General features: G+C 69.1%; 16 protein-coding genes and 1 tRNA gene. 7 read left to right on the forward strand and 10 right to left on the reverse strand.

The genetic code is table 11. The annotated features are described in order from the left end of the window. Nucleotides 1-62: 62 nt before the first annotated feature. The 7 genes from ACFYRX_RS28315 to ACFYRX_RS28345 form a co-directional block, all read right to left on the reverse strand. Nucleotides 63-413, reverse strand: coding sequence for an MmcQ/YjbR family DNA-binding protein (locus ACFYRX_RS28315; RefSeq protein WP_389105345.1), 351 nt, complete (start codon nt 411-413; stop codon nt 63-65). 3 nt (nt 414-416) lie between these two features. Next, nucleotides 417-1,421: an alpha/beta hydrolase fold domain-containing protein gene (locus ACFYRX_RS28320; protein ID WP_389105347.1), complete on the reverse strand. Its 1,005-nt coding sequence runs from the start codon at nt 1,419-1,421 to the stop codon at nt 417-419. Nucleotides 1,422-1,529: 108 nt separating this feature from the next. Next, entirely contained in the window at nt 1,530-2,552 is a 1,023-nt protein-coding gene (locus ACFYRX_RS28325; RefSeq protein WP_389105350.1) for an alcohol dehydrogenase catalytic domain-containing protein, read from the reverse strand. A 55-nt stretch (nt 2,553-2,607) separates the two neighbouring features. After that, nucleotides 2,608-4,044, reverse strand: coding sequence for a carboxylesterase family protein (locus tag ACFYRX_RS28330; protein ID WP_389105353.1), 1,437 nt, complete (start codon nt 4,042-4,044; stop codon nt 2,608-2,610). Between the two features lie 563 nt (nt 4,045-4,607). Next, nucleotides 4,608-4,684, reverse strand: a tRNA-Met gene (locus tag ACFYRX_RS28335). Nucleotides 4,685-5,285: 601 nt separating this feature from the next. Next, entirely contained in the window at nt 5,286-5,579 is a 294-nt protein-coding gene (locus tag ACFYRX_RS28340; RefSeq protein WP_356112114.1) for a DUF1330 domain-containing protein, read from the reverse strand. Between the two features lie 190 nt (nt 5,580-5,769). Next, the gene (locus ACFYRX_RS28345) at nt 5,770-6,690 is read right to left on the reverse strand and encodes an NADPH-dependent F420 reductase (protein WP_389105357.1); all 921 of its coding nucleotides are present in this window, start codon (nt 6,688-6,690) and stop codon (nt 5,770-5,772) included. On the opposite strand from ACFYRX_RS28345, the gene ACFYRX_RS28350 reads away from it, so the two are divergent. From ACFYRX_RS28350 to ACFYRX_RS28370, 5 genes are all read left to right on the forward strand, one after another. Next, nucleotides 6,572-7,615 carry a GlxA family transcriptional regulator gene (locus tag ACFYRX_RS28350; protein WP_389105359.1) on the forward strand — a complete coding sequence of 348 codons (1,044 nt, stop codon included), beginning with the start codon at nt 6,572-6,574 and terminating at the stop codon, nt 7,613-7,615. The genes ACFYRX_RS28345 and ACFYRX_RS28350 overlap by 119 nt on opposite strands. Nucleotides 7,616-8,131: 516 nt before the next feature. Further along, nucleotides 8,132-8,329, forward strand: a complete 198-nt coding sequence (locus ACFYRX_RS28355) for a hypothetical protein (protein WP_389105362.1) — start codon at nt 8,132-8,134, stop codon at nt 8,327-8,329. Between the two features lie 117 nt (nt 8,330-8,446). Further along, nucleotides 8,447-8,809, forward strand: a complete 363-nt coding sequence (locus ACFYRX_RS28360; protein ID WP_389105364.1) for a winged helix-turn-helix transcriptional regulator — start codon at nt 8,447-8,449, stop codon at nt 8,807-8,809. A 519-nt stretch (nt 8,810-9,328) separates the two neighbouring features. Beyond that, entirely contained in the window at nt 9,329-10,084 is a 756-nt protein-coding gene (locus ACFYRX_RS28365; protein ID WP_389105367.1) for an SDR family oxidoreductase, read from the forward strand. A 257-nt stretch (nt 10,085-10,341) separates the two neighbouring features. Further along, nucleotides 10,342-11,409, forward strand: a complete 1,068-nt coding sequence (locus ACFYRX_RS28370; protein WP_389105370.1) for an alpha/beta fold hydrolase — start codon at nt 10,342-10,344, stop codon at nt 11,407-11,409. Nucleotides 11,410-12,304: 895 nt separating this feature from the next. Here ACFYRX_RS28370 and ACFYRX_RS28375 read toward each other — a convergent pair. From ACFYRX_RS28375 to ACFYRX_RS28385, 3 genes are all read right to left on the reverse strand, one after another. Then, on the reverse strand, nt 12,305-12,643 hold the full coding sequence (locus ACFYRX_RS28375) for an XRE family transcriptional regulator (RefSeq protein WP_389105372.1): 339 nt from the start codon (nt 12,641-12,643) through the stop codon (nt 12,305-12,307). A 77-nt stretch (nt 12,644-12,720) separates the two neighbouring features. Continuing rightward, nucleotides 12,721-13,017 (reverse strand): type II toxin-antitoxin system RelE/ParE family toxin, encoded by a 297-nt coding sequence (locus ACFYRX_RS28380; protein WP_389105375.1) that lies wholly within the window; start codon nt 13,015-13,017, stop codon nt 12,721-12,723. A 187-nt stretch (nt 13,018-13,204) separates the two neighbouring features. Then, a complete protein-coding gene (locus tag ACFYRX_RS28385; RefSeq protein ID WP_389105378.1) occupies nt 13,205-13,372 on the reverse strand; it encodes a hypothetical protein in 168 nt (55 codons plus the stop codon). A gap of 733 nt (nt 13,373-14,105) precedes the next feature. Here ACFYRX_RS28385 and ACFYRX_RS28390 point away from each other — a divergent pair. Next, a complete protein-coding gene (locus ACFYRX_RS28390; protein ID WP_389105381.1) occupies nt 14,106-14,930 on the forward strand; it encodes an SDR family oxidoreductase in 825 nt (274 codons plus the stop codon). A 40-nt stretch (nt 14,931-14,970) separates the two neighbouring features. Next, nucleotides 14,971-15,789: an SDR family NAD(P)-dependent oxidoreductase gene (locus ACFYRX_RS28395; protein ID WP_389105384.1), complete on the forward strand. Its 819-nt coding sequence runs from the start codon at nt 14,971-14,973 to the stop codon at nt 15,787-15,789. Nucleotides 15,790-16,024: the final 235 nt, after the last annotated feature.

The following is a 16,024-nucleotide window of genomic DNA, read 5'->3' on the forward strand; positions in this document are numbered from 1 at the left end:
TGAGTGGTGCACGGGGCGCTGACAGGCGTCGGCTCAGCCTCTCGCGGGGAAGCTCGCTGCGCTCATCGGGCACGGGGCCGGTCGCGTCGCGGCAGCCGCTCGATGGCCAGGTCGTAGGAATCCTCGACCGCGTCGGTGACCAGCCGCTCGGTGATGCCGGGTCCGGGCCCCACTGAGATCCAGTGGCGTTTGTCGAGGTAGCGACCCGGTGTGATCGAGGCGTGGCCGCGCTCCAGTGCCCGCGCGCGCTCAGGTTCGCACTTCACCGTGATGATCCGTTCGTCCGGGTCGTCGGTGACGATCAGAAACACCTTGCCCGCGACCTTATACACGTCGAGTCCCGGGGTGAAGGGGTAGCCGTGGCTGACGTCGGGGAGAGCCAGGGCCGTCTGTCGGGCGGTGTCCTGTCGCACCGCTCACCTGTCAAAGGCCCGCCGGATGTACTCCTCACGGGTCGCGCTGGAAGCGCGCGACACAGCCGCGTGATCCACCGTCATGTCGAACCCGTGGAAGCTCCCGCCCCACATGTGCAGATCGACGCTCACTCCCGCCTCGGACAGGCGGCCTGCGTAGCTCAGGATCTCGTCGCGGAACCCCTCGGCCGAGCCGGTGTCGATGTAGGTGCGCGGCAGCCGGCTGAGGTCCTCGGCGCGGGCCGGCGCGGCGTACTGCGACACGTCCGGGCCGCCGCGCCGCTCGCCCAGTACGGAGGTCCACGCGTACAGGTTGCTTTGGCGGTCCCATACGCCTTCGCGGTCCACCATGCGACTGCTGTGCGTCTCGAAGCGGTCGTCGAGCATGGGGCAGATCAGAACCTGGTGGCTGAGCGAGGGAAAGGCACGGTCCCGGGCGAGCAGCGCGGTCCCCGCCGCGAGGCCGCCGCCGCCACTGACTCCGGCGATCATGAGGCGCTCGGGGTCGATACCGAGCTCGGCCGCGTTCTTCGCCATCCACACCAGGCCCGCGTAACAGTCCTCGACCGGCGCGGGATCGGGGTGATCCGGCGCCAGTCGGTACTCGACCGACACGACGACCGCACTCCCCTCGATCACATGGGGAAGGAGATGACTCACGTGGTCCCGGCGTCCCCCCATGATCATCCCGCCCCCGTGGAGGCTGAGGATGCCTCCCTTGGGGCCTCGGTCCTCGACGGGGCTGAGGATCAGCACCGTGATGTCCGACTCGCCTTCCGGCCCCGGCACCTGGCGCTCCTCCACCCGCACTCTGCCGCCCGCCGTCAGAGCCTCCGAATCCAACCCGGGGGAACCCGCGGCGATCTGCCGCCGGATCTCGCGGAGGGTCTCATCCGTCAAGGCCGGAAAAACAGCGCCCCGCGCCTGCTCGACGGGCGCGAGCTCCGGGTCCAACGGGGGCCGGATGGTCGTGGCACCGAAAAAGTCTGCTGCTGTCTGGTCCGTCATCTCTTCTCTCCTTCGGAACCAACGGGGAGCAGCGACGCCCACCGCCGAGCTGAGGCACCCACCACGCACGATGTGTGCGATGACCTTGTCGCATCCCGCGATCAGGTTTCAGTCGTCGAGGACGACGACGTGCTTGCCCGGCGTGGCTCCGGATTCGAGGTCGGCCTGGGCGTCGCGGACCTGTTCCAGGCCGTGGTAGGTCTTCGCGACCGGGACGTGGAGGCGTCCTTCGGCGATGGCCTGGAGCTGGTGGGCGAGGACGTCGGCCGGGAGGTCGGCGGCCTGACCGCTGTAGGAGGTCAGCCGCACCCCGCCCGGGATCATGAACGGGCTGAAGTCGGGGATCGTCCACTGGCCCGCCAGGGCTCCGGTGAAGCAGACCGTGCCGTGGCGGCGGACGGCGTTGAGGGTGTCGGGGAGGGCCGAGCAGCCGACCAGTTCCAGGGCGGCGTCGACGCCGTCCGGGATCAGCTCGCGCACCTGGTCGGCGAGGGTGCCGTTGTCGACGAGGGGGTGGTCGACGCCTGCGGCCCTCAGTTCCCCTGACCTCACCGCGGTGCGGGTGGTGGACAGCACGGTCGCTCCCAGATCCTTCGCGATCGCCGCCGCGCTCAGCCCGACCGTGGAGGTGCCGCCGCGGATCAGCAACGTCTGCCCGGCCCTGAGATCCAGGCCGGTGGTCAGCGATCCGTAGGCGGTCTGGAACATCTCCGGCAGCGCACCGACGACCTCCCACGGCAGGCTGGTCTCGAACGGGATGACCTGTGCCACGGGGACGGTCACGTACTGGGCGTAGGCACCGTCGTAGGAGCGGCCCATGCCGCCCATCATGGTGGCCACCTGCTGGCCCGGCCGCAGGCCGCTGTCCTCGTCGGCGTCATCGACCACGCCGACGCCCTCGATGCCGGGCACACGCGGGTAGGTGACCTCCCCATCGGACTCGCCCTTGCGGGTGGAGACCTCGGATTCGTTGACGCCGAACGCTTTGACCTTGATCCGCACCCAGCCGGGCTTGCGGACGGGCACCGGCACATCCTGGATCTCCAGTGCGTCGAGGCCGCCGGGCCGGGTGACGACGACGGCCCTCATCGTCGCGGGTACGGCGTCGCCGGCTGCTGTCGGTTGACTCATGTCGAGTACCTCGCTCCCTGTTGTCCCCTGCCTCGTCCGTATCGCCCGTCGGCCGTCAGGGGCGGTCGATGCCTTCCCACAGGTCGAGGACCTGCTGGTAGTGGGCGGTGCCCTCGAAGGGAGAGTTGCCGACGGTTTCCGAGGTGGGCTTGTCCGTGACCGCGGGCCACAGACGGGAGTGCTCGCCGGTGGCGAAGTCGAGCACGATGTCGCGGATCCGCGTGTCACGCTCGGCCTGTTCGGCGCTGCGACCCGGCTGTTCCTGGCCGACCAGGGCGTACATCTCGGTGCCGTGCACGGCGGGCGCGCCCTCGGCGGGGCCGATCAGGAGGAGGTGGGCGTTGCCGCCGGCGGCGGCGTGGGCCAGGGCGCCGCGGGCGGCGGGGATCGCGAAGAGGTAGTCCGCCATGACCGCGGCGCGGACCTCGGCCGGGGTACGGCCGCCCTGGTCGTAGGCGTCGACGATCTTCTGCGCGCGGGAGCGGGAGATGCGCCACCCCGCGACCTCGTCGACAACGCGGTCGACGGTGCCCGGGTCGAACCGGTCGAGGTCGTTCGCCACCCACCAGCCCATGTCGTCGCTGGCCATGCTCAGCAGGATGTCGACATCGCGGTGCGCGCCCGAGGCGAGGACGTCCATGGGGTGGGCGTGCACCACCGCGCCGGGCTGCCCGAGGTCCAGGACGACGCCGGTGGCCTTGTTGTCCACCCCGCCGCGGACTCCGAGGTCCGTCGGGGCGACCTTGCGCAGGGCGTCCCGCAGGGAGAGCGGGTCGAGGTCCAGCAGCTTCTCCGGGTTGTCCGCGACGCCGAGTTCGGTGACGAACAAGTGCGCGAGTTCCTCGGCCCACCAGGCCGGGATGGAGCGGGCGGGCCCGCCGGAGAACCCGGCCAGGCGCCGGTACAGGCCGTCGGCGGAGGAGGCGCCGAGCAGACCGAGGGATGAGTAGGCGCCGCCGCTGTGGCCGTAGACGGTGACGTTGTCGGGGTCGCCGCCGAAGTGGGCGATGTTCCGCTGGACCCAGGTGAGCGCGGCGATGATGTCCTGGAGGAAGAGGTTGCTGGCCTCGACGAGCTTCCCGCCGTACTGCGAGAGCGAGAGCGGGCCCAGGGCGCCGAGCCGGTAGTTGACGGACACGCCCACCACGCGTCCCGTCGCGGCGAGACCGGCGGCGTTCGAGGTGATCTGGGTGTTCGCGCCGTACTCGAATCCGCCGCCGTGGATGTACACGGTCACCGGGAGCGTCTTGTCGGCCGGCTGCTCGGGGGCCCACACGTTCAGGTTCAGGCAGTCCTCGCCCATCCCGCTGTCCGCTTCGAGCCAGTCGCCGCTGTCGGGCTGGATCGCGACGACGCCCTTCCGGTCGTACGGGAGACTCGGATCGAAGTCCGCGACCACGGGGCGGCGATACCGCTCGGCGGTGGCGTACGGGATTCCCCACCAGGACCGCACCCCTGGTGCAGTCGGAGCCTTGGGCACGGTCTCGGTCATGGCGTGAGATTCCTTCCGGTGGGTTCGGGTGCTTCGCAAGGCGTGTCGGCGGCTTTCGCTCGCGGTGACGCTCCTCAGCATTCCCTGGACTCCGGCAAATCGCCTGGCGGACAGCGGTCACCCGATGGTCGCCAGGCGACACTTGCCTGATCCTCCTCTTCTCCCCGTGGCCCGGCGCCGCCGGGCAGGCAAGGGCGACCTGAGGCCTGCCGTCAGCGGGTTCCCTGACCCGCCACGCCGACTTGCCCAGGAAAGCCGATGCAGCTCGCGGGCCCGAGCATGCCCGCTGATCATGCTGTTGCATTGGGCGGTGATCTTCCCGGCCTGTCTGCACAGCGCGATGGCGGCCCTGCCGCACAAGCGGCTCATGGGACAACGAGCCGCCCCGTAGACACCGTCGACCGGACACGACCGCGCCGTCCCGGCCCCGGTACGGCCCCTGGGGCTTGGCATCGCCCCTCAGAGCAGTCGCCCGAACGACGGTCGGTAACCGCGAGCACCTACCCCGCCGCAGGTCAGACGGGTTGGAACTCCCGAACTCCCCCGACCTCCGCCGAACTGGGTGGGGCGGGTGGGACTCGAACCCACGGCCGACGGATGATGAGTCCTTCGAGGATCTTGGCGGTCCCTGCCGATCAACGCTCATCCTTGACATTTTCGCAGGTCAGATGCGGTTATCCATGGTGGGGCTCGTCAGCCCTTGTCGGTCTGTTCCTGTCCTTGTGGCCTCAACTCGGCCTCAACGAGGCCCGACAGGACCGTGGCGAAGGCATGAAGGACGATCGCGTCGGCTGAAGGACGGGCGCCGAACCCCCGCACAGCGGATTCCCCTTCCGAAGCGACGGGAATCAAGAACGCCCAGCGTCCGGAGCGACTCCCCCGCCAAGGACCAGCGGGTGCGCGGCACGCTATGGCATCGTACGAGCGCCCGTTGGGGAGCCTCGGCTCAGTCTGCGGCCTTGGCTGCGCAGCAGTGTGTCGATGACGAGTGCGGGCAGCGTGTCGGGATCCTGTGCGGCCGGAAAGGCCCCCTTCCATGATCGGAAGGGGGCCTTGACCTGGCTCGGGGTGGCGGGATCCGAACCCTCGACCTCTTCGTCCTGAAGCATTTCCGCAGGTCGTCTACCTGCGATGACAGGTTGTCTGCGCTCGATCGGGTGTTGTCACGCAGTTGGTCACGTAGCGGACCGACCCGGTGCCGATGAGAGCTGGACGCCGGGCAGGTCGGCGACTGAGCCCGGTCAGTCGATGCCTTCTATGATGCGGAAGTCGCGCTCGACGCTGTCGGAGAGGGCGACCAGCGCCTCCTGGTAGGCCGCACTCTCGTGTGTCGCGACGGCCTGCTCGAAGCTGTCGAACTCGATCAGGACGGTGCGCTCGGCGATTCCGGCGTCATGCGCCTCGACCCGACCGCCACGGACGAGGATCCGACCGCCTCCAGCCGCGACGGCCCGAGCGGTCAGCTTGCTGTAAGCAGCCAGCTTCTCAGGGTCTTTGATGGTGCGATAGGCGCTGACCCAGTAGCCCTTGGGCATGGAACCTCCAGTGTTCGGACGCACGTCTGACTTCGAATGGGCAATGTGGATGAACGCACCCGACGACGGGTCAACGCGGCGTCGTCGTCCCGTGCCCCGACGAACGCAGTCGTGAGACCCGGTCGGCACAGTCACCGCGGCCGGCCCGGACTTCCGCTCGGCCGGGCTGGGCCGGGAGCCGAGGAGCGTCTCAGGCGGCGGGCTTCGCCGCGGCCAGCGCCTCACGTATGACCTGGGCGCTCGCCGGTGTGCCGGGAAGCACCCCGTAAGCACCGTAGGGATTCACGTAGGCCGGGGTGTCCACCTGGGTGCGCCAGTTCTCGGCGAGCGGGCCGGCGTCCACGGTGTCGAAGCCGAGGCCGTCGAGCAGCTCAGTGACCGCCTGCTTGGCGGCCGCGTCGTCACCGGCGATCGGCAGCACTGACCGGTCCGCGCTGCCCACCGGCCGCGCCAGGGACCGCAGGTGCTCGAACCAGATGTTGTTGAACCCCTTCACCACGCGGGCTTGCGGAAGGTGCTTCTGCAGCAGCTCACCGGTGGTGCTGGAACCGTCCTCCAACTCGTCGAAGACGCCGTCGCGCTGCGGGTAGTAGTTGTTGGTGTCGATGACCACCTTGCCCGTCAAGGGCTCCGCCGGGACGTCCCGGTACGCCCGCAGCGGCACGGTCACCACCACGACGTCGCCGGCCGAGGCCGCCTCCGCGGGGGTCGCGGCGCGTGCCTTCGGCCCCAGCTCGGACACCAGGTCCTGGAGGGTCTGCGGGCCGCGCGAGTTGCTCAGCACCACGTCGTGACCGGCGGCGACCGCCAGCCGCGCCACAGTGCTTCCGATATTGCCACTACCGATGAAACCGATCGTTTTCATTCCATGCTCCACGACCACTGGATCGGATGCGCCACCCGGGCCGTTCCCGGTGCGACGCACTCCACGATCCGGTATCCGCACCCTCAACGACGTTGGCCGTTTGGCCACTATGTGACAGGATCTGGCCATGACCCAGAGCCAGTGGCCATGCACCGACTCCGACCCCGAGCGGGTCGGCGAGGCGCCAGAACCGCACCGCATCGCGGTCCTGGCCCTGCCCGGTGTCCCGCCCTTCGAGCTCGGCATCCCCTCCCGGGTCTTCGGCAGCGTCCTGGACAGGGGCGGACGCCCGCTGTACGAGGTCACCGTCTGCACCGCCGACGGCGCCCCCGTCCTCAGCGACGCCGGTTTCACCCTGCAACCCGCGGCCGGCCCGGAAGCCCTGGCCGCCGCCGACACCGTGATCGTCCCGCCCACGCACGCCATGCCCGAGCTGGCCCGCGGGGGTCCGCTGCCGCCCGAGGTCACCGCGGCCATCGCCCGGATCCGGCCCGGCACCCGCCTGGTGTCCATCTGCGCCGGCTCCTACGTCCTGGCCGCAGCCGGACTCCTCGACGGCCGGCCCGCCACCACCCACTGGCACCTCGCCCCCGAGTTCCGTCGCGCCTACCCCCGCGTCAAGGTCGACGAGGAGGTCCTCTTCATCGACGACGGCGACGTCCTGACCTCCGCGGGCGTCGCCGCCGGCATCGACCTGTGCCTGCACATGATCCGCCGCGACCACGGCGCCGCCGCCGCCAACCACGCCGCCCGCGTGTGCGTCGTACCGCCCTGGCGGGACGGCGGGCAGGCCCAGTACATCGACCGCCCGTTCCCCGAACCCACCTTCGCCTCCACCACCGCCACCCGAGCCTGGGCCCTGGAACACCTTGGCGAACCCCTCTCCCTCAACCGCCTCGCCGAACACGCCCGGATGAGCCTGCGCTCCTTCACCCGCCGTTTCCGCGACGAGGTCGGCATGACCCCGGTGCAGTGGCTCACCGCGCAACGGCTCGAACTGGCCAAACAGTTGCTGGAGACCACCGACCTGTCGATCGATCTGGTCGCCCACCGCTCCGGCTTCGGCTCCGCGAACTCCCTGCGCTCCCATATGAGAGCAGCCTTCGCTGTTTCACCCGCTGCCTACCGCCGCACCTTCAACCCCAACGACCCCGTCGAAGCCAACACCTGAGGGCACGCAGACGGAGCACCCGCAGCACGCCGAAGTACGCGGCAGGAGACGGATCGCCCCGGCGGCGTCCGGCAGGGTTTCTGGAGCCGATGGCAGAGGACGGGGACCTCTGGCCTTCATCCGCTCGTGCGGGAACGCGAACCCGTGGCCGGCCATCTGCTCGGCGAACTCCCCGAACCCGGCTCCCTCGTCAGCTGCTCCCACTCCTTGAACCGGAAACGACTCCCGCTCCCGGGCTCTGGTCCACTTCTCGTGGTCGCGTACGCGGCGTGACTGTCGATCTTCGGGTGGCGGAGTTGAGGTCGCCCGAAAATCGCCCGGCCGGAAGGCTGCGTGGTCGACAGTGCTGCGCCGTGAACGAAGTACGGCCGCAGCTGCATGAGCTGCTGTTCTCCTCAGTGGAAGGCATGTCCGCGGAGTCCGTCGACATGGCCGGCGCGGTTGCCCGAGTCGAGGCCCGGAGCACGGCCATGCGGGCGGCCTGTCCGGGCTGCGGGCGCTGGTCGGGGCGAATACATGGCTCCCATCTGCGGTTTCCTCGTGATCTGTGATCCGCAGCCGAGAATCGACGACGAGCGGTTGCGTCTTCTGCGGCGCGAAGTGTTCCGGGCCGCTGGGGGCAGCCACCACGACCGAGACACCTACGACCAGGTCATGACCGAGCAACAACGCGCCCTGATCCTGGTGCTGCCGCCGCGCATCTACAGCAACTGACGGCCCCCGTGGTGCGAGGCCGGCGCGTGGACGGCTGCCGGCCTCGTCGGCATAGCTCTGTACGTGCCGCCGGGCCGGCGGATCGGTGCGCGTCGCGGGTCGCGTTACAGTGATTGAGTGAGTTCGCCGACCAGACCGACCCCCGATCCGGGGTATGGGCTTGACGTGCCCGGAGCACCGCGAGTCTGCTCGATCGCCAACGCGCTCGGCGTCGTGGGCGACCGTTACTCGTTGCTGGTCCTGCGAGAAATCCGGCTTGGCGTCCGGCGCTTCAGCGACATCCGCAGTAACACCGGAGCACCGCGCGACACCCTGACCAACAGGCTGCGCGACCTGGAGAACGCGGGCGTCATCGAACGCCGCCAATACAGTGAACACCCTCCCCGCGACGAATACTTCTTGACCGCGGCCGGCAAGGCCATCGGGCCCGTGCTGGGGGCGTTGCGGGAATGGGGCGATCAGTTCGCTCCACCTGCCTGACCCGCATCCACCGGCCGCAGCAGCCCTGCACCCGCGAGGCGTTGACGGATCTGGCCTTCGCCGCCGGCCGGCGGCGTCGTCAGGAGAGCCGCCCTTGCGCAGGGGGTGGCCGGGCGGCGGTGATCGACCGAGACGCTACCGCCGGGTGATGCGTTGAGTCTGCGGGCGGGTCTCCCCAAGGGACGAGTCGTACCCCGAATCGGGAAGGCGGCACACCGATAACCGCTGCTCGACGGCTGCCGGTTCTGTCTCCGGCGCGGTGGGCGCTCCAAGCCGGCCGACAGGCAGGGTCTGGACGGGCCGGGGAAGCCGACCCCAGACGTGCTGCCAGGACGCTTGTCCAACACCGGAGCCATCACTGGCACCACTGGTGCGGTATCCCGCTGCGCCCCATCACCAGTCGGTTGGATTTTCGGACTGACTCTGTTACGGTCCCCCCAGTTGGTCCGAAAAGCAGACCGACAAGGGGCGACCGTGACCGCGCGCCACTCGCCTCAACGTCTCGCTAGGAGCTGTGCCATGTCTTCGATCCTGATCACCGGCGCCTCCAAGGGCATCGGCCGTGCCACCGCCGTCGAACTGGCCCGGCGTGGCCACCGCGTCGTCGCAACCGCCCGCGATCCGCAGGCGCTCACCGACCTGCAGGTGGAACGCCGGCTGCGGCTGGACGTGACGGACCAAGCCGGCGTCGACGCCGCGATCAAGGAAGCCGGCGACATCGATGTACTGCTGTCCAACGCCGGCGCGGTCTTCGCCGGGGCCGTCGAGGCGAGCCCGCTGGACGAGATCGAGCGTCTCTTCCGCCAGAATACCGTCGGGGCGATAAGGGTGGCCCAGGCCGTCCTGCCGCAGATGCGCGAGCGGGCCTCGGGTCGGCTGCTGTTCGTCTCCAGCATCGTCGGTCGCACGGTGATGCCGGGCAACGGCGCCTACGCGGCGACCAAGTGGGCCCTCGAGGCGTTCGCCGAAACCCTGGCTATCGAGGTCGCCGGGTTCGGCATCGACGTCACGCTGGCCCAGCCCGGCCCGGTCAGCTCCGGCGCTCTGGACAACGTGCCGACCTACGACCTGCCCCACGATCCCTACGCCGCCCTGTTCGCCGGCGAAGGCCTCCCGGCCGAGATGATCATTAGCCCCGAGCAGGTCGCCGAGGCGCTGGCCGATCTCGTCGAGCGGCCCACCGTCCCGCTGCGGGTACCCGTCGGCCCGGTTGCCCAGCACATCATCAACAGCCGGGACAACGCCCCGTACGACAAGCCGTTCCTGATCGCCTGAACCACCCCCGGTCACGTTCCCGCCGAACGCGGCATGCGCGGCACCGGTTGGTCATATCGCCCCAGGTTGGCCAGCCTCACGTTCGCTGGCGAGGCCAGAAGGTCGCCGGCCGGTTGGAGCCGCCGACGCAACGCCCCACCTCATCGTGGCAACGTCGGAAGCACCGTGGCGCGGCCGGCGGTCGCTGCCGGTCACGACGTGGTGCTGGAGTGCCTGGAACCTGGGCCTCGCCGACGAAGCGGCCCGGCTGATCGAACATGGGCGGCACGCCGCTGACGACTATTGACGGCGGGGCAATGAGCGCCGGAAACGCAACCCGCGCAAGGACTGCAAGCCGTAACAAGCCCGCTCACCAGGTTCGACGTTCCGATCAGGAAGAGAAACCGATGCCCACCAACCGCACCCTCACCGTCAACGGCCTGTCGATCCACATCGCCGAGCAGGGTGAAGGCCCGCTCGTCCTGTTGCTGCACGGCTGGCCGGAGACATCGCACTCCTGGCGCCACCAGATGCAGCCGCTCGCCGACGCCGGATACCACGTCGTGGCGCCCGACCAGCGTGGCTACGGACGCAGCGACCGCCCCGAAGAAAGCGACCAGTACACCATCCTGCACCTCGTCGGTGACGTCGTCGGCCTGATCGACGCGCTCGGCGCCGAGGAAGCGATCGTGGTCGGCCACGACTGGGGCGCACCAGTCGCGTGGACCACCGCGATGCTGAGGCCCGACCTGGTTCGCGGAGTCGCGGGAATCAGCGTCCCAACCGCTCAGCGGTCCCCGGTTCCCACGTTGAGCGCACTGCGCCAACACCTCGGCGACGACTTCTACATGCTCTACTTCCAGCACCCCGGGATCGCCGAAGCCGAGTTCACCGCCGACCTGCGCACCACCTTCCGGAAAGTGCTCGGCGGCGGCAGCACCCACCCCGGCAGCACCCAGCCCCCCATCGTCCCGGCCGGCTCAGGTTTTCTCGACCTGTTCACCGATCCCGACGTGCTTCCCAACTGGCTGACCGAAGAGGACATCGACGTCGCGGTGGAGTCGTTCACACGCTCCGGGTTCACCGGCGGACTGAACTGGTTCCGCAACATGGACCGCAACTGGTCACTACTGGCACCTTGGCAAGGTGCGGCGATCACCTCGCCCGCCCTCTACCTCTGCGGCGAAGCCGACCTCACCCGCACGTTCTACGATGCCGCGGGAATCGCCACCATTGCCTCCGACCTACGAGGCATCATCGACATCCCCGAGGCCGGCCATTGGGTCCAGATGGAACGCCCCGACGACGTCAACACGGCCCTGCTGGACTTCTTCAAGCAGCTCTGAGGGCCTGGTGAATAACCGGTCGCGGGTCGGTGGAGGAACCTGATCATCGATACGCCGCCGGGTGCCCGGTGTGTCGGACGGAACCAGAAGTGGGCCTTCGAGGAGGAGCAGTAGCGACCAAACCGCTACGCCAGACTCGAAGACCCAGCCTTGAGTATCGACGTCCTTGCCGGGCAGGCCGCACCCGAGGCGGCGGCTACGCCGGCAAGGTCTGGCCGAACTCCCACAGCCCAGCTCCCACAGCCACCCGCGAGATGACGCCCTGGGGTACGCGGAGCCGCCGCACGCTCGGTCGGATCAGAGGTTGCATCACTCAGCACGCCCGGTCTCGGTCTCCGGCCGGCGGAGCGGTACAAGGTTGCGGTGCTCCATCAGGGCCGTTTTCAGTACGGGCCGTTTCCGGTGCGTCGCTCCCGTCAGATGAGCCCGAGAGACGCGACTCAGACGATCGACGACAACTGCCATCGCAGTCGACGCCCCGACACTCAAAAAATGAACGTTTCCGCAGGTCAGAAGCCTGCGCAGGTGGGGCGGTTGGGACTCGAACCCACGGCCGACGGATTATGAGTCCTTTGAGGATCTTGGCGGTCCTTGCCGATCATTGCCGATTCACGCCGTTCTTGCAGGTCAGACGTGCTGATCCGTGTCAGCCCTGTGCAGCGTTTGTCGATGCGTTCCTGTCCTTGCGGCCCCTCAATGGCCCCTGGGGGCCGATGAGTTGGACACTTGCCAGAGCAGCAGCTGCGTCCGCCCTGTTCAGCCGAGGGGCTGGAACCCTTCGCGCAGCGGAGTCCCTTACCGACGCGATGATGCTCCATCCCAGGCCACCTGACGTCACGAAGCGATCCCGCCCACTGGACTGTGCATCGACCTGGGTAGCGGCGCGTCGATCAGGTCAGCCGAGTACGTAGCTCTCATCACCGAAGTCAGCGACGATCTTCAACTTGCCGCCGAGCGCCTTGACGTAGGCGGCGAGGGTGTCGACCTCGCTGCGCTCCAACTGACCCTTCTCGATGCGTGAGACTCGGGCCTGGGTGACACCCATGGCTTCGGCGACCTGGACCTGTGTCGTGTGCTGCCGCTTCCGCAACTCGGCGAGGCGGTGCACACGAGAGGCCAGGACCATCGCCTGCGCCCCCTTCTGGATCTGGTCCTTTTCGGCATCGGTGAAGGCGAAATCCTCGGCCAGGTCTCCCCAGGAGGCGGCCTGCGGGTCCTTGAGGTGATCAGTCATCGTGCCCCGTCCTCTCCATCGATTCGCTTCAGATGCTCCGCGTACGCCTGCTCCGCCTGGGGCACCGCGACGCGGTACTAGCCGGACCAGTTGCCCGCCTTGTCACCGCCGACCAGGATCACGGCCTGGCGGTCCGGGTCGAACACGAACAGCAACCGCACTTCCGTGGCCCCCGCCGAGCCGGGGCGGAGCTCCTTGAGGTTCGGTAGCACCGACCCCTTGATCGTGTCCACCAGAGGCCGGCCCAGCGCGGGACCTTCCTCCTGAAGAGCAGTGACAGCCTGACTGACCTGAATCAGGGTGTCGCGGTCAGTACGGCGCAGGCCATGAAGCCACGAGAGAGCCGGCTCGACCACGACAATCTTCCAAGCCATGCACACGAGCCCCATCTGCAATTATTACACTGATAGCATACACCGCTGGCGTCATATCGGGAGGGACTACGGTTCTCGCAGTCACCTGCCGCCTCGACGGCGGGCATGTCGCTACTCGCAGGGTCGAGAACGCCCGCTTCAGGGCCTTCCCGGTTTTGACGGAAAGGCGCGAAGGCTTCCAAGAGGTTCAGCGGGGCTGGAGACCGTGCAGCAGCAGACGCACCAGGTCCTCAATGCCGCCGAGTTCCGCCTGCGGGTCGGCCGCGCCCTGGGTCGCGCACGCGGCGGTGCCGTGCAGGGCGGCGCCCACGGCGAGCGCGAGACGGGCGGGGTCCCCTCGATGATCTCGCCGCACCCCTGGGCGTCCACCATGACCCGCTCGAAGGGCTGCGATGCCCGATGGGCGAGGCCGACAACCTCCTCGGGGGCGTCAGGGCTGTGCCTGCGGGCGAACATGGGCTCCACCACGGCTTGTCGGTGGCGAAGGTGACGTAGGTCCGCGCAAGGACAGTGAGGCGAGGCTGGACCGGGAGGGTGGGATCGCCTGCGCCTCCGAGGGTCCGCGTCAGCCGCTCGTGGCGGTCGAGCACCAAGGCATCGAGCAGCGCCTGCTTGTCCATGAAGTGGCGCCCCGGCGCCGCGTGACTGACACCGATGTCCCGGGCCAGCTCACGTAGCAACAGTGACCCCACCCCTTTCTCGCGCAGGGTGCGCTCGTCGCGGTACAGGACCCGGAGCGCGGCCGGCCGGCGGCGGATTCCGTGCGCGGCAGCACCGAGGTGCGCCGCCTGGACCTGGCGGACCTGCTGCCGTACGTCACGGACCGGGGGACACGCTCGCGTCCTCGCTACCCACACAGCGAATCCGTTCGCCCGCGCCATTGTGCCGATCACGGACAGGTTCTTCGCCCAGGACGACAAGGACGACGCACTGCCGACCTGTGCAAGGCCGCTGACCGTGGAACTGCGGGCCGCTACCGCCGCCCACCTCCACAACGAACTCGAAAGCGGGATACTCGTCCCGTATAGTTAATCGGGATAGCCATCCCGCTTACGGGTGTCCGCCCATCCCCACAGGAGGTTTACGTCATGAGCAAGGCCTGGTTCATCACCGGTTCATCGCGCGGCTTCGGCCGCGAGTTCGCCCTCGCCGCCCTGGAGCGCGGCGACCGGGTCGCGGCCACCGCCCGCGACACTGACTCCCTGAAAGATCTGGTCGCCGCCCACGGCGAGGCGATCCTTGCGCTGCCCCTGGACGTGACGGACAAGGCCGCCACCACCGAGGCCGTCCAGCGGGCGCACGCGCACTTCGGCAGCCTGGACGTCGTCGTCAACAACGCCGGCTACGGCCTGTTCGGCGCCGTCGAGGAACTGACCGAGCGGCAGGTCCGCGACCAGATGGAGACCAACTTCTTCGGCGCCCTGTGGGTGACCCAGGCCGCGCTGCCCCTGCTGCGCGAGCAGGGCAGCGGCCACATCGTGCAGATCTCCACCATCGGCGGCGTGACCACCTACCCCAGCCTCGGTGGCTACCACGCCTCCAAGTGGGCCCTGGAAGGGCTGACCGAGTCCCTGGCCAAGGAGGTCGCCGCCTTCGGGATCAAGGTCACCCTGGTCGAGCCCGGCGGCTTCGCCACCGACTGGGCAGGCGCCTCCGCCAGCTTCGCCGCGCAGCTGCCCGCCTACGACGGGTTGCGCGCGACCCTGGCCGAGGGCTGGCGCGACGCGAAGCTCGGCGACCCCACCGCGGCCGGACCGGCGCTTCTGAAGATCGTCGACGCCGACATCCCACCCCTGCGCGTCTTCTTCGGCACCGACGGATTGGACATGATCCCCCACGTCTACGCCGAGCGCCTCAAGACCTGGCAGGACTGGGCCCACGTCTCCACCCTGGCCCAGGGCAACCCGGCGTGAACCGAGCGGCGGCCGTCCATACCCACAGGAGGTTTACGTCATGAGCAAGGCCTGGTTCATCACCGGTTCATCGCGCGGCTTCGGCCGCGAGTTCGCCCTCGCCGCCCTGGAGCGCGGCGACCGGGTCGCGGCCACCGCCCGCAACACCGGAACGCTGACCGACCTGGTCGAGCGGTTCGGTGACGCGGTGCTGCCGCTGCGTCTGGACGTCACCGACCGTGCGCAGGTGTTCGAGGCGGTCGCGGCGGCCAAGGAGCGGTTCGGCCGGCTGGACGTGGTCGTCAACAACGCCGGTTACGCCCTGGTCGGCGCCATGGAGGAACTCGGCGAGCAGGAACTGCGCGACGAGCTGGAGACCAACGTGTTCGGCGTCTTCCACGTCACCCAGGCGGTACTGCCCGTCCTGCGTGCGCAGGGCAGCGGCCACATTGTCCAGATCTCCTCGGTCATGGGGCTGACCACCATGGGCGGCGCGGGCGGCTACAGCGCCTCCAAGTGGGCCCTGGAAGGCATGAGCGAGGCACTCTCCCAGGAAGTCGCGCCCTTCGGCATCAAGGTCACAGTGATCGAACCCGGCGGCTTCGCCACCGACTTCAAGAACTCGTCGGTCTTCACCGCGCACCGCCAGGACGCGTACGACCCCCTGCACGCGTCGCTGACCGAGATGAGCGCCGCCGCCCAGATGCCCGGCCCCGAGGGTGTCGGCGGTGCGATCCTCCAACTCGTCGACGCCGAGGAGCCGCCGCTGCGCGTGCTCTTCGGCGAGCAGCCCACGCAGTGGGTGCCCGCGGTGTACCAGCAGCGCCTGGAGACCTGGGCCGAGTGGGCGCACGTGTCCAAGGCCGCGGAAGGCAAGTAAAGGACTTCCGGCCCTCGGGCCGTGACACGCCCGCTCCACGGCGTGCACCCGTACCGCCGGCGCCTGAGACAGCCTGGGCGGCACACCCGCCCGGGCCCCCTCACCGGGAGGCGGCAGGTCCTTCTTAAGCGAAGCGCCTTCGGGTGCCTCTCGTCCGACGGCCCGGGCAACTCGTCCCATACGACTACGACCAACAGCAGCGCAACCCAGAAGCGGGCCGACCGGGCCCACCCGT

Origin of the sequence: Streptomyces sp. NPDC005374, assembly GCF_042872225.1 — a bacterium.
Classification (GTDB): Bacteria; Actinomycetota; Actinomycetes; order Streptomycetales; family Streptomycetaceae; genus Streptomyces.

Bases quoted from the DNA above. Each gene is read 5' to 3' on its own strand.
- ACFYRX_RS28320 (WP_389105347.1), bottom strand. From the start codon at position 1,421: ATGACGGACCAGACAGCAGCAGACTTTTTCGGTGCCACGACCATCCGG.
- ACFYRX_RS28325 (WP_389105350.1), bottom strand. From the start codon at position 2,552: ATGAGTCAACCGACAGCAGCCGGCGACGCCGTACCCGCGACGATGAGG.
- ACFYRX_RS28330 (WP_389105353.1), bottom strand. From the start codon at position 4,044: ATGACCGAGACCGTGCCCAAGGCTCCGACTGCACCAGGGGTGCGGTCC.
- ACFYRX_RS28340 (WP_356112114.1), bottom strand. From the start codon at position 5,579: ATGCCCAAGGGCTACTGGGTCAGCGCCTATCGCACCATCAAAGACCCT.
- ACFYRX_RS28350 (WP_389105359.1), top strand. From the start codon at position 6,572: ATGACCCAGAGCCAGTGGCCATGCACCGACTCCGACCCCGAGCGGGTC.
- ACFYRX_RS28345 (WP_389105357.1), bottom strand. From the start codon at position 6,690: ATGCCGAGCTCGAAGGGCGGGACACCGGGCAGGGCCAGGACCGCGATG.
- ACFYRX_RS28355 (WP_389105362.1), top strand. From the start codon at position 8,132: ATGGCTCCCATCTGCGGTTTCCTCGTGATCTGTGATCCGCAGCCGAGA.
- ACFYRX_RS28365 (WP_389105367.1), top strand. From the start codon at position 9,329: ATGTCTTCGATCCTGATCACCGGCGCCTCCAAGGGCATCGGCCGTGCC.
- ACFYRX_RS28370 (WP_389105370.1), top strand. From the start codon at position 10,342: ATGGGCGGCACGCCGCTGACGACTATTGACGGCGGGGCAATGAGCGCC.
- ACFYRX_RS28375 (WP_389105372.1), bottom strand. From the start codon at position 12,643: ATGACTGATCACCTCAAGGACCCGCAGGCCGCCTCCTGGGGAGACCTG.
- ACFYRX_RS28380 (WP_389105375.1), bottom strand. From the start codon at position 13,017: ATGGCTTGGAAGATTGTCGTGGTCGAGCCGGCTCTCTCGTGGCTTCAT.
- ACFYRX_RS28390 (WP_389105381.1), top strand. From the start codon at position 14,106: ATGAGCAAGGCCTGGTTCATCACCGGTTCATCGCGCGGCTTCGGCCGC.
- ACFYRX_RS28395 (WP_389105384.1), top strand. From the start codon at position 14,971: ATGAGCAAGGCCTGGTTCATCACCGGTTCATCGCGCGGCTTCGGCCGC.